The sequence below is a fragment of the Fontisubflavum oceani genome, from assembly GCF_030407165.1.
Classification (GTDB): Bacteria; Pseudomonadota; Alphaproteobacteria; order Rhodobacterales; family Rhodobacteraceae; genus Rhodophyticola; species Rhodophyticola oceani.
Genome location: NZ_CP129111.1, coordinates 42,263 through 66,122 on the forward strand (window position 1 = coordinate 42,263; position 23,860 = coordinate 66,122).

Here is a 23,860-nt window from a genome sequence, read left to right on the forward strand (position 1 = left end):
CAAAGGCGCTCTGGCAAGACAGAAGTGGATAGACCGATGAACACTCTCAAAACTTTCTTCACAGGCGCGGCACTTTCCGTCGCAATCGCAACCTCCAGCATTGCCGCTGGCGTGGAACTCAATGCCTCCTCCACCGGCCTCGCGCTACAAGGCTATGACCCGGTCGCCTATTTCACCGAGGGCGAAGCCACGCCCGGCGATTGGACGATCACCGCTTCCTATAACGACGCCACGTACCGCTTTGCCAACGAAGAACACCGGGCCGCGTTTGAGGCCGACCCGGAAGCCTATCTGCCGCAATATGGCGGCTACTGCGCCTTTGGCGCCGCGATGGGCTTCAAATTCGACGGCGATCCGGAACAGTGGCGGATTGTCGATGGTGAACTGTTCCTCAACATCTCCGCCGATATTCAGGAACGCTGGTTGACCGACATCCCCGGCTACGTCGCCCAAGCTGACGAGAACTGGCCCGAGATTGCGAACGTCCCCCCCGCGGATCTGCAGTAATCTCGACTGGTTTCGACAGGGGCCGCGGCGGGACACCGCCGCGGCTCGCTCTGTTCATTGAGACCGATGCCCCACCGCCGGTCTTAACTCTCTGCCCGCAACTCATCCCGCAAGAACCGTCGCAAAATCTTCCCCGAGGCGGATTTCGGCACGCTATCGACAAAGCGGAACTCGGCGGGGTGTTTGTAATGCGCAAGGCAGCCTTCCACATGGGCCTGCATCTCGGGCTGGCCGATCTCCGCGCCGGGTGCAGCGACGACAAAGGCAATCGGCAACTCACCGGCCTCATCATCGGGCTTGCCAACCACGGCGGCATCAATCACCTGATCATGCCCGATCAGCGCCGCCTCTACCTCCGCTGGCGCGACCGCGAAGCCTTTGTATTTGATCAATTCTTTCAGCCGGTCGCGGATGAACATATAGCCATCGGCATCGATCACCGCCAAATCGCCCGTCTTTAGCCAGCCATCTTCGGTCTTGGTCGCCGCGGTGGCCTCTGGATTGTTGAGATAGCCCATCATGACCTGCGGCCCGCGCACCCAAAGCTCGCCCTCTTCATCCGGCCCCATATCGCGGCCGGTCTCCGGGTCGACAATCCGGCATTCGGTGTTCGGCACCGCTTGCCCTGAGGAACCGTGGCGTGGCTTCCCGCGATAAGTGGAATGGCTGACCGGGCTCATCTCAGTCATGCCATAGCCTTGGATCGATTCCGCGCCGAGTCGTTTGCCAACCGCCTCCTCCACTTCGGCACTCAATGGGGCCGCGCCAGAGAAGATCGAATGCACCGAGGACATATCGTATTGATCCACCATCGGATGTTTCGCCAAAGCCAAGGCGACTGGTGGCACGATATAGAGCCGGTTCACCGCATGGGTTTGGATCAACTGCAAAAACAGCTCCAGATCGAAGCGCGGCATGGTCACCAACCGCGCCTCCCGCGCCAAGGCTAGGTTCATCAACACCGTCATGCCGTAGATATGGAAGAACGGCAGAAAGGCGATCACGGTTTCGCCCGGTCGCATATCGGTTGGCACCGCCAGTTGGTTCACATTGGTCACAATGTTGCGGTGGCTCAGCATCACCCCTTTGGGCCGACCCGTCGTGCCGCTCGAATAGGGTAAAACCACTGGGAAGGTATCGAGATCCACCAGGGCCTGCGCCTCTTGTGGCGCGCCCATCAGATCATCCAGCGAAAGCGCGCCGTCGACCCCGCCGCCAATGACGACCAGCTCAGAGGTCGGAGTGTCTTTCATCCCCTCGCGCGCCAAATCGGCCAAAGCCGGGATTGTGATCAACATCGCCGCGCCCGAATCCCGCAACTGATGTTGAATCTCCGGCGCGGTATAGGTCGGGTTCAAGGTGGTGATCGTACCGCCCGCGAAGGCGACCCCATGAAACACCACCGCGTAGTCCGGGCAATTCGGCGCCAGAATGGCGATTGTTTTGCCTGGCAAAGAGCCGCGCGCCGTCAACCCGCCCGCCAGGCGCTTGATCTGATCCATCAAGGCGCTCGCCGTCATTGTCTGCCCCGAGGGCCCATCGATGATCGCCACATCATCGGGCCGCCCTTCCAGCCCCTGAAACAGCCGTTCGGTGATCGACAGATCGCTGAGAGAGACCTCTGGATAGAGGTTTGAAAAAATAGTCATGGATCCTCCCGGTCTGGCCCTCTTTGCGGGGCCGGTTCGGGAAAGCTAGCACAGGTGTCGCAAAAACAAAGCCGCGATCAAATATCGACCACAACAGTTCCGAGTTTTTGCCCGGCCTCAACCAATTCATGAGCGGCGGCGCAATCGGCCAGGCGTCCGCCCGGCACCACCGCATGAGACAGCGCACCGGCCTCCAGCCAGTCTGTCAGCTGCGCCTCGCCCCGCCGATGATCGGCCAGGGCCATCTGATAACAAATCAGCATATGCAGTTTCACGTTTTTGAACATGAACGGATAGAACTCGAGCCGCGGCATCTGCTCGCTGGCCGAGGCATACGAGGCGATCACACCGCCGGGTTTCACCAAAGCAAGGCTCGTCGCCTGATTGGCGGCAAAATCCACCTCGACAATCCGGTCGACCCCCAAGCCGTAGGTCAGATCCATGACCGCACCCGCCACATCGTCGGTGCGGTAGTTGATCCAGGTCTCTGCGGTCGAATGCGCGCCTTTCTCTGCCGAGGACACGGTGGTGATCACCCGCGCGCCCGCCAATGCCGCCATCTGGCAAGCATAGCGCCCCACGGTTCCGGCCCCGCCAGTCACCAAAATGGTCTGCCCCTCGACCGGCCCGTCACCGCAAACCGCCATCCATGCGGTCATCGCCGGAATGCCGAAACACGCGCCTTCGGCAAAGGAGGTTCCGTCCGGCAAAGGCACCGCCTGCGTGTCCGGCAGAGCGACCAGTTCAGCCGCCGTCCCAAAGGCCCGCTGCCACTGAGCGTTCCAGAGCCAAACCCGCTCGCCAACCCGGCCTGGGTCCACATCTGCGCCGACCGACTCGATAATGCCCGCCCCATCGGAATGCGGCACCACGCGCGGATAGGCCATCACGGCCCCCGGGCGCGCACCACCTCTCAGTTTCACATCCGAAGGGTTGATCCCCGAGGCTTTGACACGCACCAACACTTCGCCCGGCCCCGGCTCAGGATCGGCCATCTCGCCAAATGTCAAAACGTCTTTAGCGGGGCCAAATCCGTCGTACCAAATCGCTTTCACACCCGACTCCTCTCATCTTCCCTAGAAACACGCGGCGTTCCGCGCGACACCATCGCAAATTCGCACCGCGTCCGAGCGTCAGCGAGGACGCCCCCGGCGACCGCGCCAGCGGGCGCAATTCCTCAGGGGGCCGCCCAACCCGGCTTGCGCTTATCAAAAAACGCCCCAATCCCCTCGGCGCTTTCGGCACTCTCCCACCGGGTCACCAAGGCCTCGACCGACATCGCCACCTCAGCCTCGCCGATCCGCGTGCCAAGCGCGGCAACCAGGGCCTTGCCCTCCGCAACAGCGCCCGGCGCCGCATTCAGATAAGGCGCAATCTCACGCTCCACCGCCGCGTCCAGCTCCGCCTCGGGCACCACCCGCGCCAGAAGGTCCAGCTCCACTGCCTCTGCCGCGCCAAAGACCCGGCCAGAGAAAAACACCCGCCGCGCCTTTGCCGCGCCCATCCGGGCAACGACATACGGCCCGATCGTCGCCGGGATCAGGCCCAACCGCACCTCAGTCAGCCCAAACTTCGCGCTATCGACCCCAATCGCCACGTCGCAGACCGACATCATGCCAACGCCGCCGCCAAAGGCCTGCCCCTGCACCCGCCCGATCAGCGGTTTCGGCATCCGATCAAGCGCACCCAACATGTCCGCCAGTTTGCGCGCCTCCGCCGCCCGCGTTGCACCGTCTGCCGCCATCTGCGCCTTCATCCACGTGAGATCACCGCCCGCGCAAAAGCTCCGCCCCGCTCCGGTCAAAACCACCACCCGCACCGCCGGATCACGCCCCAGCCGGTCCGCCGTCTCCGTCAACTCCGCAATCATCTGCGCATCAAGCGCATTGTGCTTTTCGACTCGGTTCAGCGTAACCGTCGCCACTCCGCGCGCATCGACTGCAATGGAAAGTGTCTCGGTCATCTCAGGTTCCTTCTTTCAGGTGCATCGGCGGAACCGTGGTCTCCCGATGCCGCCGCTCGGGGTCGTTGTAAAACGGGTCGCTTCCGGCTGGTTGAATAATGCGCTCGCGATCGGCGAGCCCCTCAGGCGCGACCGAAAGGTGCCAATACTCCTCAGCGATGTCATCGGGGTCAAAGAGGCCGCCAGGTCCCACCAAACCACAGACCGCGATCACCGCAACATGCACACCTTTCGGCGACAAATCCTTGTAAAGACTAAAGGACAAACTGCGCAGACCGGCCTTGCCAATCGCTAAGGAAGTCCATTCCGGATACGGCTCAAGCGCAAGCCCGCCGCCAGTAAAAAGAATTGTCCCTCGACCGGCTGCCACCATTGCGGGCGCGACAGCTTGCGCCGCCGCCAATGCCCCAACCAGATTGACCCGTGTCTCCGCCAGCAAGGTCTCAGGTGCCAATTCCAGCGGCATTTGCGACCGCAGAACCGCCGCGTTGTAGATCAGGACATCCGGTGCGCCCTGTTCAGCGCTCAACTCGGCGATAGCCGCAGTTAACGCATCGGGCTGCCCGGCATCTGCAGCCCGCCAAGCCACCCGCCTTTGATAATCAGACCGAAGCTCGGTCGCCATCGTCGCAAGGCGATCCTCTGCGCGGGCAATCAAGCTCACCTTGGCGCCGCCACTCAAGAAACGCCGCGCAAGGGCCTCGCCAAGCCCAGGACCGGCGCCCACGATCACGGCATGGCGCGGCGTCATGCCCGCATCGCTTTTGCCGTTTCCGCCGCCGCCTCTACCGCTGCTAAATCCAAGCCGGTCTCATAACCAAGCGCCTCAAGATGTCGTGCGACTGCCTCCGTCGCCACATTTCCCGCCGCGCCTGGCGCATAGGGGCAGCCGCCCAATCCGCCGACAGCGGCATCGAACACCCGCACGCCCAGGCTGAGCGAGGCGTCGATATTGTCGAGCGCCCGTCCGCTTGTGTCATGGTAATGCCCCGCCAAGCGCCCAACGGGCACCACATCACGCACCGCCAAAAGCATGCGCGCGATGCTATCGGGCGTTGCCTGCCCAATCGTGTCACCGAGAGAGATTTCATAACAGCCCATAGCAAAAAGCTGATCGGCGACCTTCGCCACCTGCCCCGGATCGGTCGGCCCATCATAGGGGCAATCGGTGACGCAGCTCACATACCCCCGCACCGGTAGATCGATATGCCGCGCGGCCTCCACCACAGGCCGGAACCGCTCCAGGCTCTCCGCAATCGAGGCATTGATGTTGGCCTGCGAGAACCCTTCCGAGGCTGAGCCAAAAATGGCGATCTCATCGGCCTTGGCCGCAAGCGCCGCCTCATAGCCGCGCATATTCGGGGTCAGCGCGGCATAGCGAATGCCGTCGCCCCGGGTAATGCCCGTCAAAACATCGGCGCTATCGGCCATCTGCGGCACCCATTTCGGGCTGACGAAACTCGCCACCTCGATCCGCCGAAACCCCGCCTGGCTCAGCACGTCGACCAGCGCGATCTTTTCCGCCGTCGGGATCTCCCGTTTCTCATTTTGCAGGCCGTCCCGCGGGCCGACTTCGAAAATCTCGACGAACTCACCCATCGCTTGGCACCTCATAAAAATCCTGGCCATAGAAATCCTGCGGGCCTTCAAGCGCCGCCGCTGCTCGAAACGCGGGCCGGGACGAAAGCCGCTCCCAATAGGCCTGCAATCCCGGCCAAGGATCGAGTTTCACGTAATAGGGCGCGGCAAAGAGGTTGAACCCCATCATCGCATCCGCCGCCGAGAAGCCTGAGGGCAGGATATATTCGCCCGCGATCATCCGATCGAACGCGTCCAATGTCGCCTTCAACCGCAAAGTGTTCAGCTTCACAACCGCAGGGGACGGCTTGGCGGGCGGGCGCAAGAACAGATGGTTGAGGTTCAGTTGTTCGATCAGCGAGGCCATGGTCTCGGCAAACCCCATCGCCTCCAAATAGGCTACCCGATCCGGATCACCCGGTGCCCGACCGAAGCCAAATTCCGGGCGGCTCTCGCAGAGATATTGCAGGACCGCCGCGCTCTCGAAGACCGTGATACCATCGATCTCCAGCGCCGGGATGCGCCCACCGGGCGAGCGCGCCAAAAGCCCCTCTTCCCGCATCGCCTTGTCGCCGATCCGGTAGCGCACCACGTCAGGCGTGATCCCCATTTCTTGCAACAACCACAGCACCCGGAACGACCGGGACCAGGGGACGTGATGCAGGCGGATCATCGTGTGCCCGCCCAATCGGAGCGCGGAATTTTGCAAAATTCCGGTCCAAATTCTTGCAAGAATTTGCCGCCGCTCATGTCTCCTCCTCCAGAACAATCAGCGCCGCGCCGGCTTCGACCTGTGCCCCAGCTTCGACCAAAACTTCGGCCACCACCCCGTCGCGCCCGGCACTCAGCGTATGTTCCATTTTCATCGCTTCCAAGACCGCCAGCCGATCCCCCTTGGACACCGCCTGCCCCGCCTCGACGAAAACCGTTTTCACCAGCCCCGGCATGGGCGCTTCAATCCGCCCCGCCGCCGCGCCACCTTCGGCCACGACATCCAAAGGATCGATCAGATCAAAACCATAGTTGTTACCCCAGAAAACGGAAACGCCCGCCGCGTGGCGCTGTATCCGAGCGCCCACCACGGCCCCGTCAATCTGCCATCCGCCAGAGGCGCGGCTCACATCATGGCCGCTATCATCCGCCGAGACGCGAAACTGTCCAGGCCCCAATGTCTCGACACCGAAGGTCAAAACCTCATCGCGATAGCTCAGTTGCACGCTCTGTTTCAGCGGTGCCCAAAGCGCGAACCCAGCCAGTTTGTCATCGCCCTCATCCAACCCCAACGCCCCCAATGCGGCAAGCGCCCGGGTCCGTGTGCACGCCACCGGATCAACGGCCAAATCCTCGAGGTCCCGATCAATCAGCCCGGTATCCACATCGCCCGCACCAAACCCGCCATGGCGCGCCAGCTTCCGCAAGAACGCCAGATTGGTCACCGACCCCGCCACTTCCGTGCCTGCCAGCGCCTGTTCCAACCGGTTCAGCGCCACTGCCCGGGTCGGTCCATGGACGATCAGCTTGGCGATCATCGGATCATACCACGGGCTGATCGTGTCGCCGGGCCGGACACCGGTATCGGCCCGCGCGCCCTCGGGGAAAGACAAATGCGCCAGCGTGCCCGTCGCGGGCAAAAACCCTTTCGGCACATCCTCAGCATAAAGCCGGGCCTCAAATGCATGGCCATTGATCGAAAGCGCATCTTGCGCCACCGGTAGGCCCTCGCCCGCCGCCACGCGTAGCTGCCATTCGACCAAATCCACCCCGGTGATCGCCTCGGTCACGGGATGTTCCACCTGCAACCGTGTGTTCATCTCCATGAACCAGAACCGATCGGGCCTGAGCCCCTCAGAACCGTCCACGATAAACTCCACCGTGCCGGCGCCCGCGTAGCCAATCGCCTCGGCGGCGCGGACCGCGGCCATCCCCATCTCGGCCCGCATCTCCTCGGTCATGCCAGGTGCGGGGGCTTCCTCGATCACCTTCTGGTGCCGCCGCTGCAACGAGCAATCGCGCTCAAAGAGATGCACCGCCTTCGCGCCATCGCCAAAGACCTGCACCTCGATATGGCGCGGCTTCTCAACGAATTTCTCGATCAGAACGGCGTCATTGCCGAACGCCGTCGCGGCCTCCCCTTGGCGCTTTCAAGGGCCTCCATGAAGCCACCGGGCGCATCGACCTTGCGCATGCCCTTGCCGCCACCACCGGCCACGGCCTTGATCAATACCGGGTAGCCAATCGCATCCGCCGCGCCCGCAAGATGCTCCGGATCCTGGTTCTCCCCGTGATAGCCAGGCACAACGGGCACACCCGCCTCATGCATCAACGCCTTGGCCGCATCCTTCAAACCCATCGCGCGGATCGCCTCCGCCGATGGGCCAATGAACGTCAGCCCCGCAGCTACAACAGCCTCCACAAACTCCGGGTTCTCTGACAGAAACCCGTATCCCGGATGGATCGCCTGCGCACCGGTCTTCAGAGCCGCCCGAATGATTACATCGCCCTTGAGATAGCTCTCAGCCGGCGCCGACCCACCGATATGAACGGCTTCGTTCGCCATCTGAACATGCTTGGCCCCCGCATCCGCGTCGGAGTAGACAGAGACACAGGACACGCCCATCTTCTGAGCCGTTTCCATGACCCGGCAGGCAATCTCACCCCGGTTGGCAATCAGGATTTTGTTGAACATTAGCGCTGTTCCTCTGCCAGATCTTCGACCATGCGAAACCGCTCACAAACCAGCTCCATCTCTGGATCGAATCCGCCATTGCGTTCGAAGTAACGGCGATGATCTTCTCGCCAGCCTTCAAGTGTTTCGTTTTCGCCTTCCGCCAGCGCAAAGTCCTCGCTCACATCACAGTACCGGCAAACCGAGACCTCGACCGTTTCGATCACCAGCGCCGGGCGGTCATCCCACTCCAAAGCGATATCGCGCCGCCCTTTGGCAGGCATGTCGGCGCTGCCCTCGGGATAGTCGCGAAGTGCACCGCAAGTCGCGGTCTTAACCTCGGCTCGGACCAACGCCAGAAGTTCGGCGCTCATGGTGGCGCTATCGCCAAACTTGAAAGTCTGCGCACTGGGATACCGGGTTTTGACGTCTTCGAGAGTGCTGCTCATATCACATCCTGAACACGCCAAAGCGTGTCTCCTCTATCGGGGCATTCAACGCGGCGCTCAGGGATAGAGCCAGCACCTCGCGGCTTTTGCGGGGATCAATGACGCCGTCGTCCCACAGCCGGGCGGAGGCATAGAGCGGGTGGGACTGCGCCTCGAACATTTCCAGCGTCGGACGCTTGAATTCGACCTCTTCCTCAGCAGACCATGTGCCGCCCTGCCGCTCGATCCCGTCGCGCTTGACGGTGGCCAGAACGCCTGCTGCCTGCTCGCCACCCATCACCGAAATCCGAGAATTGGGCCAGGACCACATGAAGCGTGGCTGATAGGCGCGCCCTGCCATGCCATAATTCCCGGCCCCGAAGGAGCCGCCCACCACCATGGTGATTTTTGGCACATTGGTCGTGGCCACGGCGGTCACCATCTTCGCGCCATGGCGCGCGATACCTTCGTTTTCATACTTCCGCCCCACCATAAATCCGGTGATATTCTGCAGGAAAACCAACGGAATAGAGCGTTGCGAACAGAGTTCCACAAAATGCGCCGCCTTCTGCGCCGCTTCCGAGAACAGCACCCCATTATTGGCGATGATCCCCACGGGACAGCCCATCAGATGCGCGAAGCCGCAGACAAGGGTCTCGCCAAACCGCGGCTTGAACTCATCAAACCGTGAGCCATCCACAACCCGCGCAATCACCTCGCGAATGTCATAGGGCGTGGTCAACGCGGACGGCAAGACCGAGAGCAGTTCCTCCGGGTCATAGGCCGGGTCTTCGGGCGATTGCCATTGCACGGTCTTAGGTTTCGTCCGGTTGAGCGATTGCACCGCGCGCCGCGCCAAAGCCAGCGCATGGGTGTCATCCTCGGCCAGATAGTCCGCCACGCCAGAAAGCCGCGTGTGCACATCTCCGCCGCCCAGATCCTCCGCCGTCACGACCTCACCGGTCGCCGCCTTCACCAAGGGCGGCCCGGCCAAGAAAATCGTCCCCTGCTCTTTCACGATGATCGTCACATCCGACATCGCCGGCACATAGGCGCCGCCTGCCGTACACGATCCCATCACCACGGCAATCTGCGGGATACCTTTCGCACTCATCCGGGCCTGGTTGTAGAAGATCCGCCCGAAATGATCGCGGTCCGGGAAGACCTCATCCTGGTTTGGCAAGTTCGCCCCGCCGCTATCAACCAGATAGATGCAGGGCAGATGGCATTCCTCGGCAATCTCCTGTGCGCGCAAATGCTTCTTCACGGTGATCGGGTAATAGGTCCCCCCTTCACCGTTGCATCATTGCAAACCACCATGACCTCCTGGCCATGCACCCGCCCGACACCGGCAATTGCCCCGCCGCAAGGCGCCGCGCCGTCATACATCTCGTGGCCTGCCGTCGCGCCTACCTCCAGAAACGGAGAGCCCGGGTCGAGCAGGTTCGCCACCCGCTCGCGCGGCAGCATCTTACCACGCGACAAATGCCGATCCCGCGCCCGCTCTCCGCCCCCCGCCGCTGCATGTGCAGCCGCGTCTTGCACCAGGGCAAGCGCCTCGAGATGGGCGGCGCGGTTGGCCTTTGCGGTGTCGATCCCGCCATCAGGTTTGTAGATAATTTCATCGGTTTATCGGCCTCTTAGACATCTTCAACCCCGCTGTTAGCGGCATCATTTCATTCGCAACCATTTTGTCGCAGCGAAACCGTCCAGCATCTTGACCCAGATCAATGTCGCCGCAGCGCAGCAGGCGCAGGACCAGAGCATTCTCAACGTAAAAGGTGACAAAATGAGAACGACCATTTCCGCCCTCGCCATAATTGCCCTGCTCGCTTCCGCAGGTGCGGCGGCGGCGCAGCAAAGAGGCGACTGGACGCTCGGCTTCGGCATCGGCTCGATCAACCCGCAATCTGATACCGGTGTCATTGCTGGTGCCAACTCGACGATCGACGATGACATCCGCCCAACAATCACGTTTGAATACTTCATTCGCGACAACCTGGGCATCGAAGTCCTGGCCGCGACGCCGTTTGAACACACCATCGCCCTGAACGGGACCGACACGGCAACGACGAACCTTCTGCCGCCGACGGTCTCTTTGAACTACCACTTCGCTAATGACAGCCGCCTCACCCCCTATGTGGGCGCGGGTATCAACTACACGGCCTTTCTGGACGTGGATACAATCGGCGGCGGGTCGATTATCGAGCTCGACGACAGCATCGGGCTGGCGTTGCAAGCCGGGCTGGACTACGCGGTGTCGGATCGAGCGGCTGTCCGCTTCAACGTGCGCTGGATGGATATCGACGCCGACGTGCATGTGGATGGTGTCTATCAGGGAACTGCCGAGATCGACCCGATGGTCTACGGCATCTCCTACGTGATGCGCTTCTAAGCGCATCACGCGGCCTGCCCCTGTCATGGTGGGGGCAGGTCCGGTGCGCCGTTCATCCCCAACCAAGGACGGCGCGCCGTATTCTTGCGCCTGGGTCATTCAAACACCCTCACGCGCGATACTCCGGGTTCTCATAGTCGAACCGACACCCTGCCTTCCATGCGCGCCGGTCATTGCCCTCATTCGGCAGACCACCTGCGTCTTTCAGCAGCTTGGCCATATGCATCAGGTTCCAGGTCATGATCGTCGTGTTGCGTTGCGTGAAATCATTGTCGAAGCCGATCTTGCCGCCCGCCCCGTCATCATCGCCGTAAGACGCGCCAGGCCCCGCCTCGCCGATCCAGCCGCAATCCGCTTGGGGTGGGATCGTCACACCCAGATGGCTCAGCGCATAACAAATCGTCATCGCCGCGTGTTTGATCCCGTCTTCATTGCCGGTCACGACACAGCCGCCAACCTTGCCGTAATAGATGCTCTGGCCCTTGTCATTCAGCTCACCAGACATGCCATAGAGCCGCTCGATCAACACCCGGCAAAGCGAGCTTTCCTCGCCTAACCAAAGCGGCGTGCCGATGACAAGAATATCGGCCTCAAGCACCTTCGGCCAAATCTGCGGCCAGTCATCCCGATCCCAGCCGTGATCGGTCATATCCGGATAGACGCCGGGCACGATCTGATGATCGAACATATGCACGTGCTCGACGGTGACACCGTGTTTTTCCATGATCCCGGCGGATGCGTTCATCAAAAGCTGCGTATGGCTTTCACAGGCTGTGCGCTTCAGAGATGTGTTGAAAAACAAGGCGTTCAGTTTGGAAAAATCGCTCATGTCTGGGGCTCTCCTGCCGTCAGTGAGGCGTCAAACTCCACCATGACACCCCAATCATTCACAGGATAGAGCCGGGTTTCGCCGCCCTGTGGCATACAAATCAGCACCAAACGCACACCGTTCAACTCCGAAGGCACCGCGTGGCAATCTGTCGGCGAACCACCGGTTTCTGCCACATAGAGCGCCGCCAAACCGTCGATAATCTCGCCCTCGGTCGGCGGCACCGCGCGCAAGCCCATCACCACGCCAAAGAGCGTGGCGGCCAGAACGAGGCCGGCAAGGCTGATCCACATGGGCCGGGTCACCGCTCGGGGTCCTTCCGGATGGCCTCGATCTCGCGGTCGAGGAAGAAGCTGATCGCCGACCGGATCAGCACCAGAAGCCCGAGGAAGATCAGATCGCCAAGCGCGAAGCTGAGCGCGGTGTGAATGATATCGGCAACAATGAAGAGCTCCAGCCCCGCCAGAATGTAGCGCCCAAGCTCCACCCGCTCTTCGTTCAGCATCCGGGCGCGGTCGGTTTTGGCGATCTTGGCTTCGCCACTTATAAACCCGACGAGAAACCGGACCGTGCCGATCAGCATGACGAGGATCGCCAGAATGCTGACCAGCGCCGCTATCCACTCCAGCACCAGGGCCACGCTGCTCAGCTCGCTGTGCAGCACGCCTTCGGTCACGTTGAGATCGCCGAGCGCTTCCATGGGTTTCAGGCCATCAGTGCCATCATTTCACGGCCCACAAGCATCCGCCGGATTTCGGAGGTGCCCGCGCCAATCTCCATCAGCTTCGCATCACGGAACATCCGGCTGACGGCGCTGTCATTCATGAAACCTGCGCCGCCCATCGCCTGCACCGCTTGATGCGCCACAACCATCGCCTCCTCCGAGGCATAGAGGACGCAGGCCGCGGCGTCCTGGCGGGTGACTTCGCCCCGGTCGCAAGCCTTGGCGACCTCGTAAACATAGGCCCGGGCCGAGTTCATTTTCGTATACATGTCGGCGATTTTGCCCTGCATCAGTTGGAAATTCCCGATGCTTTGACCAAATTGCGTGCGCTCCACCATGTAGGGCATGATCTCGTCGAGACAGGCCGCCATGATGCCAGTGCCGATCCCGCTCAACACCACGCGTTCGTAGTCGAGACCTGACATCAGCACCCGCACGCCTTTACCCTCTTCCCCCAGGACATTTTCGAACGGCACTTCGACATCTTCAAAGACCAACTCGGCGGTGTTCGATCCCCGCATCCCCATTTTGTCGAAATGCACCGAGGTCGAGAAGCCAGCCATATCTTTCTCGATCAAAAACGCCGTCATGCCCTTAGACCCGGCCTCCGGGTCGGTTTTGGCGTACACCACAAGGGTGTCAGCATCCGGCCCGTTGGTGATCCAATACTTCGTTCCGTTCAGGATATAGCGATCATTGCGCTTCTCGGCCTTCAACTTCATCGAGACCACATCGGAGCCCGCGCCAGCCTCCGACATCGCCAATGCTCCGACCTGTTCACCCGAAACCAGCCCAGGCAGGTATTTCGCCTTCTGCTCCGGCGTGCCGTTCAGTTTGATCTGGTTCACGCAAAGGTTCGAATGCGCGCCATAAGAGAGCGAGACCGAAGCGGAGGCGCGCGCGATCTCCTCCACCGCGATTACATGCGCGAGATAGCCCATGCCCGCGCCGCCGAACTCTTCGTCAACGGTGATGCCCAATAGACCCAACTCGCCCATCTCGGCCCAAAGCGCGGGCGGAAATTCGTTGGATTGGTCGATCTCTGCCGCCATTGGCTTGACCCGATCTTGGGCCCAGCGATGCACCATCTCGCGCAGCGCATTCACATCTTCGCCCAGGTCGAACTTCATTGACGCCATGAACATCGCACGGCCCCTCCCCTTAATTGAACGCTTGTTCAATTCATAGCGCAGAGCGGAAAGTGAGTCAAAACCTATCGGCAATGGGCCCGGAATTTTGCAAAATTCCGGTCAAAATTCTTGTAAGAATTTTACGCCTCACAGCGCCGCACGCACCTCATCTCGAATGATTGATGCGATCAATGTCGCATCCTCATCCGAAAAGGTCAGCGGCAGGCGCATATCGACAAGCCCGGCCAAAACCTTATCGGTCTTCGGCAAGCTCTGCGGCGGGGCATAGCGCCAACTGTCATAGCGTGAGGTAAAGGCCACCGGCTCCTCGGCCCCAAACCACTTCAGCTCAACACCACGCGCCAGACAGCCCGCAATAATCGCCTCGATTTGCTCGGGCGTCGCCTCCGGCAGAAGAAACTGGATCGACGAACCCACAATTTTCTCCCGCGGGTCGCGCTCGATCACTTTGAGGCCAGGCGTGTTCCGCACCCCCTCCTCCACCGCGTAATAGAGCGCATTCCAACGGGCCACCTGCGCTGGCAAATCGGCCAGTTGCGGGCGCAAGATCGCGGCGCGCAGATTGTCCATCCGGCCGGAGATATTCGGCGTGACATATTTCACCCGCTCAAACACCTCCGCGGGCGGCGCGGCGCGATGGCGACCATAAAGCATATAACTACCGGATTGGATAATGGCCCGCGCCATCAACTCGGCATCATCCGAGATCAGCAACCCGCCCTCGCCGGAATTCACATGCTTATAAGTCTGCGCCGAGTAACAGCCAAAGACACCATGGCGACCTGACGGGGTACCCTCCCACTCCGCTCCCATCGTATGGGCGCAATCTTCCACCACGGCGATCCCGGCGGGTCACAAATCTCCATCAACGCGCCCATATCGCAGAGATGCCCACGCATATGCGACAAAAGCAGCACCCGCGCACCCGATGTCGCGGCTTTCTCCGCCAGATCAGGCAAGTCGATGGTCAAGCTCTCGGTGGTTTCAACAAAAACCGGCTCTGCCCCAACACTGGCAATCGCGCCTGGCACAGGCGCAAGCGTAAACCCGTTTGACAAGACCCGGTCGCCCGGCCCCACGCCCAAGGCGCGCAAGGCACAGCCCATCGCATATCCACCCGAGGCGACGGCCAACGCGTATTTCGCCCCGGTGAAGGCCGCGAATTCTTCTTCCAGAAGCGCCGTCTCGCCTGCCTCGTCGCCTTGGAGGTTGTAGCGGTGCAAGCGGCCATGACCGAGCACCTCCAACGCCGCTGCGATGCCAGCTTCTGGGATCGGTTCTTGTTGCGTGAAACTGCCGGTGAAAACTGTTCTATCCATGGCGGGAGGATTATGCGGCACGCGGCGCGCGTCAATCCCATCCGCGTGCTCTCAGCTCAGAAGATGGTCCACGATCCGATCCAGATCATCGTAATGATCCAAGAGCGCTTCGGGCGCCAACGCTTCAACCCCGCGCCCATCCGGGCCGAATGTGACCAGAACACTCGGCACACCTGCGGCCCGCGCGGTCTTTCGGTCCGTGTCTGTGTCGCCCACCAAAAGCGCGCTGGTCCGGCTGCCCGCCGCCCGCTCAACCGCCAAAACAAATGGCGCAGGGTCCGGCTTGCGCACCGGCAGCGTGTCGGCGCCAACAAGCGAGTCGAACAGATCGCGCACGCCCAAGCGGGTCATCAAGGTTTCCGCCAACCCTTCCGGCTTGTTGGTGCAAATGCCCACCGCCACATCGGCGGCGCGCAGCCGCTCAACCGCCGCAATTGCCCCAGGATAAAGCTGCGTATGCACGTCAATCGCCGCCCCATAGGCCTCAAGAAGCAGCGGATAGCCGGCCTCGATATCTGCTGCTGGCGCCTCTAGCCGCAAGCGCTCAAAACCCAGTTTCAGCATTACTCGCCCACCGCGAAAGGCCGTCGCATCATCTTGCCCATGGACCAGTTGCGGCGCATGGCCCAGCGCCTCCAAAGCGGTATTGGCCGCCGCGATCAGATCGCCGGAGGTGTCCGCCAATGTCCCGTCCAAATCGAAGATCACCGTGCGCATCCTGCTCTCCTCTTTGGGCAGATTTCCGCCTGCGCCTGAAATGAACCGTAAGCCGATTTGACCGTGCTCTGGCTTGCGCGATGGGGTGGCATGGAACATACCGGGGCCACAAGACAAAAAGAAAATGTGGACAGGCCCATGCCGATCGCCCTTGTCATCCTCGCCGCCGGTCAGGGCACGCGGATGAATTCCGACCACCCGAAAGTGCTGCACCAAATTGGCGGGGCACCCCTGATCGCGCATGCGATGCAATCCGGCGCGGCGTTGGAACCTGAGCGGGTGATTGTGGTCACGGGGCACGGCGCGGCGGCCGTGGAAAAAGCCGTGGGCGATTCCGACCCCGAGGCCATCTGCGTCCGCCAAGGCGAACAACTCGGCACTGGCCACGCGGTGCTGCAAGCCGCGCCCGCGTTGGACGGGTTCGCGGGCGATGTCATCGTGCTCTACGGCGACACACCGTTCATTTCGACCGACACGCTCAGCCGTATGGTCGCCGCCCGCGCAAGCCATGACATTGTTGTCCTCGGCTTCGAAGCCGCCGATCCGGGCCGGTATGGTCGCTTGGTGATGGAGGGGGATCGTCTGACCCGTATCGTCGAGGCGAAAGACGCGACACCAGACGAACTGGCCAACCCGCTTTGCAATTCCGGGCTTCTCGCCGCCGATGCCGCCACCCTTATGCGTCTTTTGGCCAAGGTCGAGACGAAGAATGCCGCGGGTGAATATTACCTCACCGACGTGCCCGCTCTTGCCGCCGCCGAGGGGCTGAGCGCCACCGCGATCACCTGCCCCGAGGCGGAAACGCTCGGCATCAACACCCGGGCAGAACTGGCAGGCGCAGAAACGCTGTTCCAAACCGCCAAACGCGCCGAGATGCTCGACGCGGGGGTCACCTTAGCCGCCCCCGACACGGTACATTTCGCCTATGACACACATATCGGTCGCGATGCGGTGGTGGAGCAAAACGTGGTCTTCGCCCCGGGCGTCACGGTCGAATCCGGCGCCACGATCCGCGCCTTTTCGCACCTCGAAGGTGCTCATGTGGGGGCTGATGCCATTGTCGGGCCGTACGCGCGTCTTCGTCCCGGCGCAGAGTTGGGCAATGACGCGCGGATCGGCAATTTCGTTGAAGTGAAAGCGGCCCAGATCGGCGAAGGCGCGAAGGTCAATCACCTCAGCTATATCGGCGACGCGACCATCGGCACGGCCAGCAATATTGGCGCCGGTACCATCACCTGCAACTATGATGGGGTGATGAAGCACCAAACACAGATCGGCGCGCGGGCCTTTATCGGCTCCAACACGATGCTGGTCGCGCCGGTCACCATCGGTGATGAGGCGATGACCGCGAGCGGATCGGTGATCACCGAAGATGTGCCGGGTGAGGCGCTGGCCGTCGCACGCGGCAAGCAGATCAACAAACCCGGGCTCGCAGCCAAACTGATGGCCCGGCTCCGCGCGATCAAAGCCAAGCAAAAAGGGCAGTAGAACATGTGTGGCATTGTCGGTGTTCTGGGCGATCACGAGGTCGCGCCGATCTTGGTAGAAGCCCTCAAACGGCTCGAATATCGGGGCTATGACAGCGCCGGACTGGCCACGGTGCAAAACGGCACGCTTGACCGCCGCCGCGCCGTTGGCAAACTGGTCAATCTCAGCGATGAATTGGTGCACAATCCGCTGCCCGGCAAATCCGGCATCGGCCACACAAGATGGGCCACCCATGGCGGGCCGACCGTCGCCAATGCCCATCCCCACCGCGCGGGTCGCGTGGCGGTCGTCCATAACGGGATTATCGAGAACTTCCGCGACTTGCGCGACCGGCTGAACGGCGCGGCGTGGGAAAGCGAAACCGATACGGAAACCGTCGCGCAACTCTGCGAGCATTACCTCGACCAGGGCATGACGCCGCGCGACGCCGCCGTCGAGACGCTGAAACATCTCGAAGGGGCCTTTGCGCTGGCCTTCCTTTTCCAAGGCGAAGGTGATTTGATCGTGGCGGCGCGCAAAGGCTCACCGCTCGCTATCGGCCATGGCGATGGCGAGATGTATGTGGGCTCCGACGCCATCGCGCTTAGCCCGATGACCAACCGGATCACTTATCTCGAAGAAGGCGACTATGCCTTTGTCACCCGTGAAGGGGCCGAGATTTATGATGCCAAAGGCCGCCTGGCCAATCGCGAATTGCGCGAAATCGCCGCTCAGGCGACCCAGATCGACAAGGGCGGGCACCGGCATTTCATGGCCAAAGAGGTGTTTGAACAGCCCACGGTTCTGGCCGATTGCCTGGCCCATTACGCCCAGGGCGACACGGTGCAGATCCCAGAGGGCGATGTCGATTTCAGCGAGACGGACCGGGTGATCCTCGTCGCCTGCGGCACGGCCAACTATGCCTGTTTGGTAGCAAAATACTGGTTCGAACAGCTTGCGGGCCTGCCCTGCGACGTCGATATCGCCAGCGAGTTCCGCTACCGCGAGCCGCCGGTTTCCGACAAAGCGACCGCGCTCTTCGTGAGCCAATCGGGGGAGACCGCCGACACGCTGGCCGCGCTGCGCTATGCCGAGGGCAAAGCCGCCCGGATACTTTCGGTGGTGAATGTGGCCGAAAGCTCTATCGCCCGGGAAAGCGACCTGGCGCTGCCACTCAAGGCCGGGGTTGAGGTCGGCGTGGCCTCCACCAAAGCGTTCATCTGCCAACTGGGCGTGTTGGCCAACCTCGCGATCTTGGCCGCCCGGCAAAGAGGCCGGATTGATGCCGCGCGCGAGGCCGACATGCTGCGGCAGCTCCGCGCCCTGCCGGCGCTGATCAACCAAGCGCTTGCGCTGGAGGATCAGATCAAGCGCCATACGCGGACCTTGGCACGCGCCCAAACTGTGCTGTTCCTGGGGCGCGGCGCGATGTTCCCCCTAGCGCTAGAGGGCGCGTTAAAGCTCAAAGAAATCAGCTATATACATGCAGAAGGCTACGCCTCGGGCGAGTTGAAACACGGTCCAATCGCCTTGGTCGACAAAACTGTGCCGGTGGTGGTTCTGGCGCCGCGCGACGCGCTTTTCGACAAGACCGTCTCGAACATGCAGGAGGTCATGGCGCGCGACGGCAAAGTCTGGCTGGTGACCGACAAACCCGGCGCGAAACAGGCCTCGGACGGCGCTTGGAAAACCCTGGTCATGCCCGAGGTTGCCCCGTTCTTCGCCCCGATCCTCTACTCCATCCCGGCGCAGCTCATCGCCTATCACACGGCAGTCCATAAGGGCACCGATGTGGACCAGCCGCGCAATCTGGCAAAATCCGTAACGGTGGAGTGATGGCCAAACAATTCGACAAAATCGAAGAAGATCACCGGAGCTTCATCGCTGAGCAGCCTCTATTCTTCTCCGGCACGGCAGGTATTGATGGGCGGGTGAACATCTCCCCCAAGGGCATGGAATCTTTGCGCGTTCTTGGGCCCAACCGGATTGCCTGGCTGAACCTCACGGGCTCGGGAAATGAAACCGCCGGGCACCTTCTGGAACAACCGCGGATCACCCTGATGTGGTGTTCTTTTTCCAAACGCCCGTTGATCTTGCGCTGCTATGGCACCGCCCGAGCTGTTCATCCGGTCGATCCCGACTGGGCCGAGATGGCTGCGCTCTTTCCGCCCCATCGCAGCGCGCGACAGATTTTCGATATTGATGTGGATCTGGTGCAAACCTCCTGCGGCTACGCCGTACCCTTCATGGACTATGTGGGGGAGCGGCCCACGATGCAGCAGTGGGTCGACAGCAAATCCGACGCCGATATCCGCACCCATTGGGAGAAGCAGAACACCGAAACCATCGACGGCAAGCCCACCGGCATCCCGGTATGACCGTCGAAGACGCCTTGCGCGCCCTGAGGGCCCATGCGGACCCGGAACGCGCGGCGCAGATGCGCGCCTATCATAAGGTGGACCGGGAGTATCTGGGGTTGTCCAATGCGATCACCGGCGATCTGGCCGCGCAATGGCGGAAATCCCATGATCTGCCGGACTTGGTTACGCTGGCCAAGGGATTGTGGGCCAGCGACATTTTTGAGGCGCGGGTGGCAGCGGGAAAGCTCTTCCTGCAAGCGCGGATCAAACCGGATGACGGCCCAGCCTGGGACTGTATCAAAGGGTTTGTACCGGAGTTCGATAGCTGGGCCATTGCTGACGCCGTTGCACAAGGCGGGCAGAAGCGGCTTCTGGCCGATCCCACCCGGCTTGATGACGTCGAGACCTGGACCCGCTCAGACCATCTTTGGACCAAACGCGCGGCCTTGGTTTTCACACTGCCGTTTTGTAAATCCCGGCACCCCAAACTGGCAGAGCAAGCCGCGCGCACCCGCATTCTCGGCTGGTGCGCCGACTATGTGGCCGCCCCGGAATGGTTTATCCAAAAGGCCGTGGCCTGGTGGCTTCGCGATCTCTCGAAACGCGACCCCGACACGGTCCGCGCCTTTATCGCAACCCATGGCGAGAAGATGAAACCCTTCGCCCGAAAAGAGGCCGGGAAACACTTGCCCTAACGGCCGGGGGCCGTTTTTCGGATGAAAAACGGGTCGGAAATTTCAAATTTCCGGGTCCCTCACACCTCTGGCACACCCCCACCCAAGACCGTCAGGAACCACTCGGTATCGATATTTCCACCGCAGAGGATCACACCAACCTTCTTGCCGCGCATCTGGTCTTTCTCCTTCAGCAATCCGGCCAGCGGCGCGGCCCCCGCCCCTTCTGCCAGATTATGTATGTCGCGGTAATAGATGCGGATCGCCTCGGCGACCTCCTCATCGCTGACTGAGATGATCCGCGCGGCCCCCTTTGAATAGATCTCAAACGCCTCGGCCACCGGCACCCGGACCGCCATGCCATCCGCGAAGGTCGCGGAACTCTCCGTCTCGATCAACCGCCCGGCCTCAACGGACTGCTTCACGCAATCGGCCCGCTCTGAGACCACGCCGACAATCTCCGTCTTCACCCCCAAAGCGTCCCGCGCCAGGATATTGCCGCAGATGCCCGAGCCGCAGCCGACGGGCACATAGATCACGTCCAGATCGGGCACTGCCGACAGCAGTTCATAGGCATAGGTCGCGACGCCACGCACGATTTCAGGGTGGAACGGCGGCACGATGGCCAAGCCTTCGGCCTCAGCCACGCGAAACGCCTCCTCCCGCGCGGTATCGAAATCCTGTCCGAATTCGATCACCTCGGCGCCGAAGGCCCGCATCGCGGCGTTTTTCTCAACCGAGTTTCCATGCGGCACATAGACCTTCGCGGTCAGCCCCGCCGCCACGGCTTGGCGTGCCTGGCCTTGCCCATGATTGCCGCGCGTCGCGGTGCAGATGCCTTTGGCCTCCGGATAGGTCCGTTTCACCCAATCGATGAAAGTGATGGCACCCCGCGCTTTGAACGATCCGGTCGGCGTGTGGTTCTCATGCTTGATCCATACCTCCGCCCCGGTTTCTGCGGCCAGTTGCGGCCAGGCATATTGCGGCGTCGCCTGCATCTGTGTGTAAACCAGCTCCGCCGCCGCTTCTAAATCCGCCAATGTCAGTTTCATGTCAGCCTTCCTGTCCCAATCAGGCCCAACCTAGCGACACTCCCGCCCCTTGTCAGCCCGAACGCCCCCGCTTATGACCCGGCCCGGACCAATCGAAAGGGTTTCGGGCACATGCCCCTTCTGGTGATGAAATTCGGCGGCACCTCCGTCGCCACGCTCGACCGCATCCGCCGCGCCGCCAAACGCGTCGGGCGCGAGGTGGCCAATGGCTATGATGTGATCGTCATCGTCTCAGCGATGTCGGGAGAGACCAACAAGCTTGTCGGCTATGTCGATGAGACCTCGCCACTTTTCGATGCGCGCGAATATGACGCCGTCGTCTCTTCGGGCGAGAACGTCACCGCCGGGCTGATGGCCCTGACCTTGCAGGAAATGGACGTGCCCGCCCGCAGTTGGCAGGGCTGGCAGGTGCCGCTCAAGACCACATCCGCCCATGCCGCCGCACGGATTGAGGAAATCCCGACTGAGAATATCAACGCCAAATTCGACGAAGGTATGAAAGTCGCTGTGGTCGCCGGATTCCAGGGCATCAGCCCCGAAGGGCGGATCACCACCCTTGGCCGGGGCGGGTCCGACACCACGGCTGTGGCTTTTGCCGCCGCCTTTGGCGCGGAACGCTGCGACATCTACACCGATGTGGATGGCGTCTATACCACCGACCCCCGCATCACCTCGAAAGCGCGCAAACTGGAAAAAATCGCGTTCGAAGAGATGCTGGAACTGGCCTCGCTCGGCGCGAAAGTGCTGCAAACCCGCTCCGTCGAATTGGCGATGCGCTATAATGTGCGCCTGCGGGTGCTGTCGAGTTTTGAAGACAACAATGAAAACGCGGGCACGCTTGTTTGTGCCGAGGAGGATATCGTGGAAAGCAATGTGGTTGCCGGTGTCGCCTATTCCCGTGATGAGGCGAAAATGACCCTGGTCTCGGTCGCAGACCGCCCCGGGATCGCCGCCGCCATCTTCGGCCCCTTGGCCGAGGCGGGCGTGAATGTCGACATGATCGTACAGAACATCGCCGAGGAAGGCCGGACCGACATGACCTTCTCCTGCCCCACCGATCAGGTGAAACGCGCCGAAGCGGCGATGAATGAGGCCAAGGAAAGGGGCGAGATCAACTTCCACGATCTGGTCGCCGATACCGATGTCTGCAAAGTCTCCATCGTCGGGATCGGCATGCGCTCTCATGCTGGTGTAGCGTCGAAAATGTTCTCCACGCTCCGCGACGAGGGGATCAATATCAAGGTGATCACGACTTCCGAGATCAAGGTGTCGGTACTTGTCGACCGGAAATACATGGAACTGGCTGTGCAAGCCCTCCATGACGCGTTCGGATTGGAGCAGGCCGCTTAAGCGCGGCCTGTGGTGCGACGCGGCCGAAGACGACCAGACAATCGCAACCCCTCCCGAATGCTCAGCCCGATCAGGATGATGTTTGTTGCGCCCGCGACAAGCTCCACGCCTTGGACGGCGTAAAACGCTGTATCAAACAGACCGTCCCGCGCGCGATCGGCCAAGAACAAGGCCGAGGGCACCAAGACCAAAAGCCCGTTCAGGGCAATCCAGCGCATGCGCCGCGCCTTCTTCCCAAGCAGGCCGCCACGACGCCCCTTCGCGCGGACCAATCCGGTTCCGCCGACGCCCGCCATGGCCGGGATCAGCACCAAAAACCCCCAAGGGATCGCCGTTTTCACTGCGGTCACCATCTCCACCGATCCGAACAGTTCCGAGATCAGCGTCGCGCTGAAAAACACAACAATCAGGGAAAACGCGAGGCCCCCGGCGATGGGGTGCAGAACACGGGTCATAGCATGTCTCCTTTTGCATAGCGAGCTATATAAAGTCGCGCGGCGAATCGTTTGGGCCAGCACGTTACCTTATTATATAGCAAGCTATTGATCATTGCATAGCCTGCTATCTAAAGTTACGCTGCGACATGGCATTCGACAAAACAGACTCGGCGGGATACCTCGCCAATCACATGGCCCGGCTCTTCGCGCGCGCCATTCATGCCCGGATTAAGCCGCTCGGCCTCAGCCCCGGCAATTTCCCCGCAATGCTGGAGTTATGGGCCCGGGACGGTCAGACCCAATCCGAGCTGGTCCAGCGCCTCGATATCGAACAGGCGACGATGGCGAACACACTGACCCGGATGGAACGCGATGGGTTGATCACGCGCACCAAGGACGCCGATGATGGGCGGCTTCAGCGGATTTGGCTAACCGAGCGCGGCAAATCGCTGCAAAACCCGGCAACCGAGGCCGCCCGATCAGAAAACGCCCGCGCGCTGCAGGGCTTAACCGCCGAAGAACAAGACGCTTTCTTGGCCCTGATGCGGCACGTCATCCAAACCCTCCGCGATCCGTCGAAGACGCCTTAACCGAC

At 61.6% G+C, this 23,860-nt stretch carries 23 protein-coding genes and 3 pseudogenes; 8 read left to right on the top strand and 18 right to left on the bottom strand.

Translation table 11 applies throughout. The features are described from left to right. Positions 1 to 36 precede the first annotated feature (36 nt). A complete protein-coding gene (locus tag QTA57_RS00245; protein WP_171557932.1) occupies positions 37 to 507 on the top strand; it encodes a YHS domain-containing (seleno)protein in 471 nt (156 codons plus the stop codon). Between the two features lie 83 nt (positions 508 to 590). Here the strand turns inward: QTA57_RS00245 and QTA57_RS00250 are convergent, their stop codons facing one another. The 10 genes and pseudogenes from QTA57_RS00250 to QTA57_RS00290 form a co-directional block, all read right to left on the bottom strand. Continuing rightward, positions 591 to 2,156, bottom strand: a complete 1,566-nt coding sequence (locus QTA57_RS00250; RefSeq protein ID WP_290153076.1) for an AMP-binding protein — start codon at positions 2,154 to 2,156, stop codon at positions 591 to 593. A gap of 77 nt (positions 2,157 to 2,233) precedes the next feature. After that, positions 2,234 to 3,211 carry an NADPH:quinone reductase gene (locus QTA57_RS00255; protein WP_290153077.1) on the bottom strand — a complete coding sequence of 326 codons (978 nt, stop codon included), beginning with the start codon at positions 3,209 to 3,211 and terminating at the stop codon, positions 2,234 to 2,236. Between the two features lie 122 nt (positions 3,212 to 3,333). Further along, positions 3,334 to 4,119 carry a crotonase/enoyl-CoA hydratase family protein gene (locus tag QTA57_RS00260; RefSeq protein WP_290153078.1) on the bottom strand — a complete coding sequence of 262 codons (786 nt, stop codon included), beginning with the start codon at positions 4,117 to 4,119 and terminating at the stop codon, positions 3,334 to 3,336. Between the two features lies 1 nt (position 4,120). Next, positions 4,121 to 4,870, bottom strand: a complete 750-nt coding sequence (locus tag QTA57_RS00265) for an SDR family NAD(P)-dependent oxidoreductase (protein ID WP_290153081.1) — start codon at positions 4,868 to 4,870, stop codon at positions 4,121 to 4,123. Further along, positions 4,867 to 5,718 carry a hydroxymethylglutaryl-CoA lyase gene (locus QTA57_RS00270; protein WP_290153083.1) on the bottom strand — a complete coding sequence of 284 codons (852 nt, stop codon included), beginning with the start codon at positions 5,716 to 5,718 and terminating at the stop codon, positions 4,867 to 4,869. Before QTA57_RS00270 ends, QTA57_RS00265 begins: the two co-directional genes overlap by 4 nt. After that, positions 5,711 to 6,370: a glutathione S-transferase family protein gene (locus tag QTA57_RS00275; protein WP_290153085.1), complete on the bottom strand. Its 660-nt coding sequence runs from the start codon at positions 6,368 to 6,370 to the stop codon at positions 5,711 to 5,713. Before QTA57_RS00275 ends, QTA57_RS00270 begins: the two co-directional genes overlap by 8 nt. Positions 6,371 to 6,443: 73 nt before the next feature. Then, positions 6,444 to 7,490: a biotin/lipoyl-containing protein gene (locus tag QTA57_RS18515; protein ID WP_407933527.1), complete on the bottom strand. Its 1,047-nt coding sequence runs from the start codon at positions 7,488 to 7,490 to the stop codon at positions 6,444 to 6,446. Beyond that, positions 7,467 to 8,383: pseudogene (locus tag QTA57_RS18520) on the bottom strand (acetyl-CoA carboxylase biotin carboxylase subunit); the annotation flags it as partial. The gene QTA57_RS18515 and the pseudogene QTA57_RS18520, both read right to left, overlap by 24 nt. Beyond that, complete coding sequence (locus tag QTA57_RS00285; protein ID WP_290153086.1) at positions 8,383 to 8,811, bottom strand: ASCH domain-containing protein; 429 nt, start codon at positions 8,809 to 8,811, stop codon at positions 8,383 to 8,385. The gene QTA57_RS00285 and the pseudogene QTA57_RS18520, both read right to left, overlap by 1 nt. A 1-nt stretch (position 8,812) precedes the next feature. Continuing rightward, a pseudogene (locus QTA57_RS00290) lies at positions 8,813 to 10,410 on the bottom strand (carboxyl transferase domain-containing protein). A 169-nt stretch (positions 10,411 to 10,579) separates the two neighbouring features. Here QTA57_RS00290 and QTA57_RS00295 point away from each other — a divergent pair. Beyond that, positions 10,580 to 11,185, top strand: a complete 606-nt coding sequence (locus QTA57_RS00295; protein WP_290154988.1) for an OmpW/AlkL family protein — start codon at positions 10,580 to 10,582, stop codon at positions 11,183 to 11,185. Between the two features lie 109 nt (positions 11,186 to 11,294). Here QTA57_RS00295 and QTA57_RS00300 read toward each other — a convergent pair whose 3' ends face one another. The 6 genes and pseudogenes from QTA57_RS00300 to QTA57_RS00325 all read right to left on the bottom strand — a co-directional run bounded on the left by QTA57_RS00300 (position 11,295) and on the right by QTA57_RS00325 (position 15,925). Then, complete coding sequence (locus QTA57_RS00300) at positions 11,295 to 12,014, bottom strand: flavodoxin family protein (RefSeq protein WP_290153087.1); 720 nt, start codon at positions 12,012 to 12,014, stop codon at positions 11,295 to 11,297. Beyond that, the gene (locus tag QTA57_RS00305; protein ID WP_290153089.1) at positions 12,011 to 12,319 is read right to left on the bottom strand and encodes a hypothetical protein; all 309 of its coding nucleotides are present in this window, start codon (positions 12,317 to 12,319) and stop codon (positions 12,011 to 12,013) included. The genes QTA57_RS00300 and QTA57_RS00305 overlap by 4 nt, the downstream gene beginning before the upstream one ends. Continuing rightward, complete coding sequence (locus QTA57_RS00310; RefSeq protein ID WP_145211175.1) at positions 12,316 to 12,714, bottom strand: DUF1622 domain-containing protein; 399 nt, start codon at positions 12,712 to 12,714, stop codon at positions 12,316 to 12,318. The genes QTA57_RS00305 and QTA57_RS00310 overlap by 4 nt, the downstream gene beginning before the upstream one ends. A 5-nt stretch (positions 12,715 to 12,719) precedes the next feature. Beyond that, on the bottom strand, positions 12,720 to 13,883 hold the full coding sequence (locus QTA57_RS00315) for an isovaleryl-CoA dehydrogenase (RefSeq protein WP_290153091.1): 1,164 nt from the start codon (positions 13,881 to 13,883) through the stop codon (positions 12,720 to 12,722). A 132-nt stretch (positions 13,884 to 14,015) separates the two neighbouring features. Further along, positions 14,016 to 15,208: pseudogene (locus QTA57_RS00320) on the bottom strand (DegT/DnrJ/EryC1/StrS family aminotransferase). Between the two features lie 51 nt (positions 15,209 to 15,259). Then, positions 15,260 to 15,925: an HAD-IA family hydrolase gene (locus QTA57_RS00325; protein ID WP_290153092.1), complete on the bottom strand. Its 666-nt coding sequence runs from the start codon at positions 15,923 to 15,925 to the stop codon at positions 15,260 to 15,262. 138 nt (positions 15,926 to 16,063) lie between these two features. Between QTA57_RS00325 and glmU the strand changes: the two genes are divergently transcribed. Genes glmU through QTA57_RS00345 form a run of 4 tightly spaced genes read left to right on the top strand, consistent with a single transcriptional unit; the run spans position 16,064 to position 20,447 of the window. Next, positions 16,064 to 17,413: a bifunctional UDP-N-acetylglucosamine diphosphorylase/glucosamine-1-phosphate N-acetyltransferase GlmU gene (gene glmU / locus QTA57_RS00330; RefSeq protein WP_290153093.1), complete on the top strand. Its 1,350-nt coding sequence runs from the start codon at positions 16,064 to 16,066 to the stop codon at positions 17,411 to 17,413. A gap of 3 nt (positions 17,414 to 17,416) precedes the next feature. Further along, on the top strand, positions 17,417 to 19,228 hold the full coding sequence (gene glmS / locus QTA57_RS00335; protein WP_290153094.1) for a glutamine--fructose-6-phosphate transaminase (isomerizing): 1,812 nt from the start codon (positions 17,417 to 17,419) through the stop codon (positions 19,226 to 19,228). After that, positions 19,228 to 19,770, top strand: a complete 543-nt coding sequence (locus tag QTA57_RS00340) for a pyridoxamine 5'-phosphate oxidase family protein (RefSeq protein WP_290153095.1) — start codon at positions 19,228 to 19,230, stop codon at positions 19,768 to 19,770. Before glmS ends, QTA57_RS00340 begins: the two co-directional genes overlap by 1 nt. After that, positions 19,767 to 20,447, top strand: coding sequence for a DNA alkylation repair protein (locus QTA57_RS00345; protein WP_290153096.1), 681 nt, complete (start codon positions 19,767 to 19,769; stop codon positions 20,445 to 20,447). The genes QTA57_RS00340 and QTA57_RS00345 overlap by 4 nt, the downstream gene beginning before the upstream one ends. 59 nt (positions 20,448 to 20,506) lie before the next feature. Here the strand turns inward: QTA57_RS00345 and QTA57_RS00350 are convergent, their stop codons facing one another. Beyond that, on the bottom strand, positions 20,507 to 21,478 hold the full coding sequence (locus QTA57_RS00350; protein ID WP_290153097.1) for a threonine dehydratase: 972 nt from the start codon (positions 21,476 to 21,478) through the stop codon (positions 20,507 to 20,509). Positions 21,479 to 21,589: 111 nt separating this feature from the next. On the opposite strand from QTA57_RS00350, the gene QTA57_RS00355 reads away from it, so the two are divergent. Further along, positions 21,590 to 22,828 carry an aspartate kinase gene (locus tag QTA57_RS00355; RefSeq protein ID WP_290153098.1) on the top strand — a complete coding sequence of 413 codons (1,239 nt, stop codon included), beginning with the start codon at positions 21,590 to 21,592 and terminating at the stop codon, positions 22,826 to 22,828. Here QTA57_RS00355 and QTA57_RS00360 read toward each other — a convergent pair. Then, positions 22,825 to 23,283, bottom strand: a complete 459-nt coding sequence (locus QTA57_RS00360; RefSeq protein ID WP_290153099.1) for a hypothetical protein — start codon at positions 23,281 to 23,283, stop codon at positions 22,825 to 22,827. The genes QTA57_RS00355 and QTA57_RS00360 overlap by 4 nt on opposite strands. A gap of 128 nt (positions 23,284 to 23,411) precedes the next feature. Here QTA57_RS00360 and QTA57_RS00365 point away from each other — a divergent pair, with 128 nt between their 5' ends. Beyond that, complete coding sequence (locus tag QTA57_RS00365) at positions 23,412 to 23,855, top strand: MarR family winged helix-turn-helix transcriptional regulator (RefSeq protein ID WP_290153100.1); 444 nt, start codon at positions 23,412 to 23,414, stop codon at positions 23,853 to 23,855. The last annotated feature ends 5 nt before the right edge of the window (positions 23,856 to 23,860 follow it).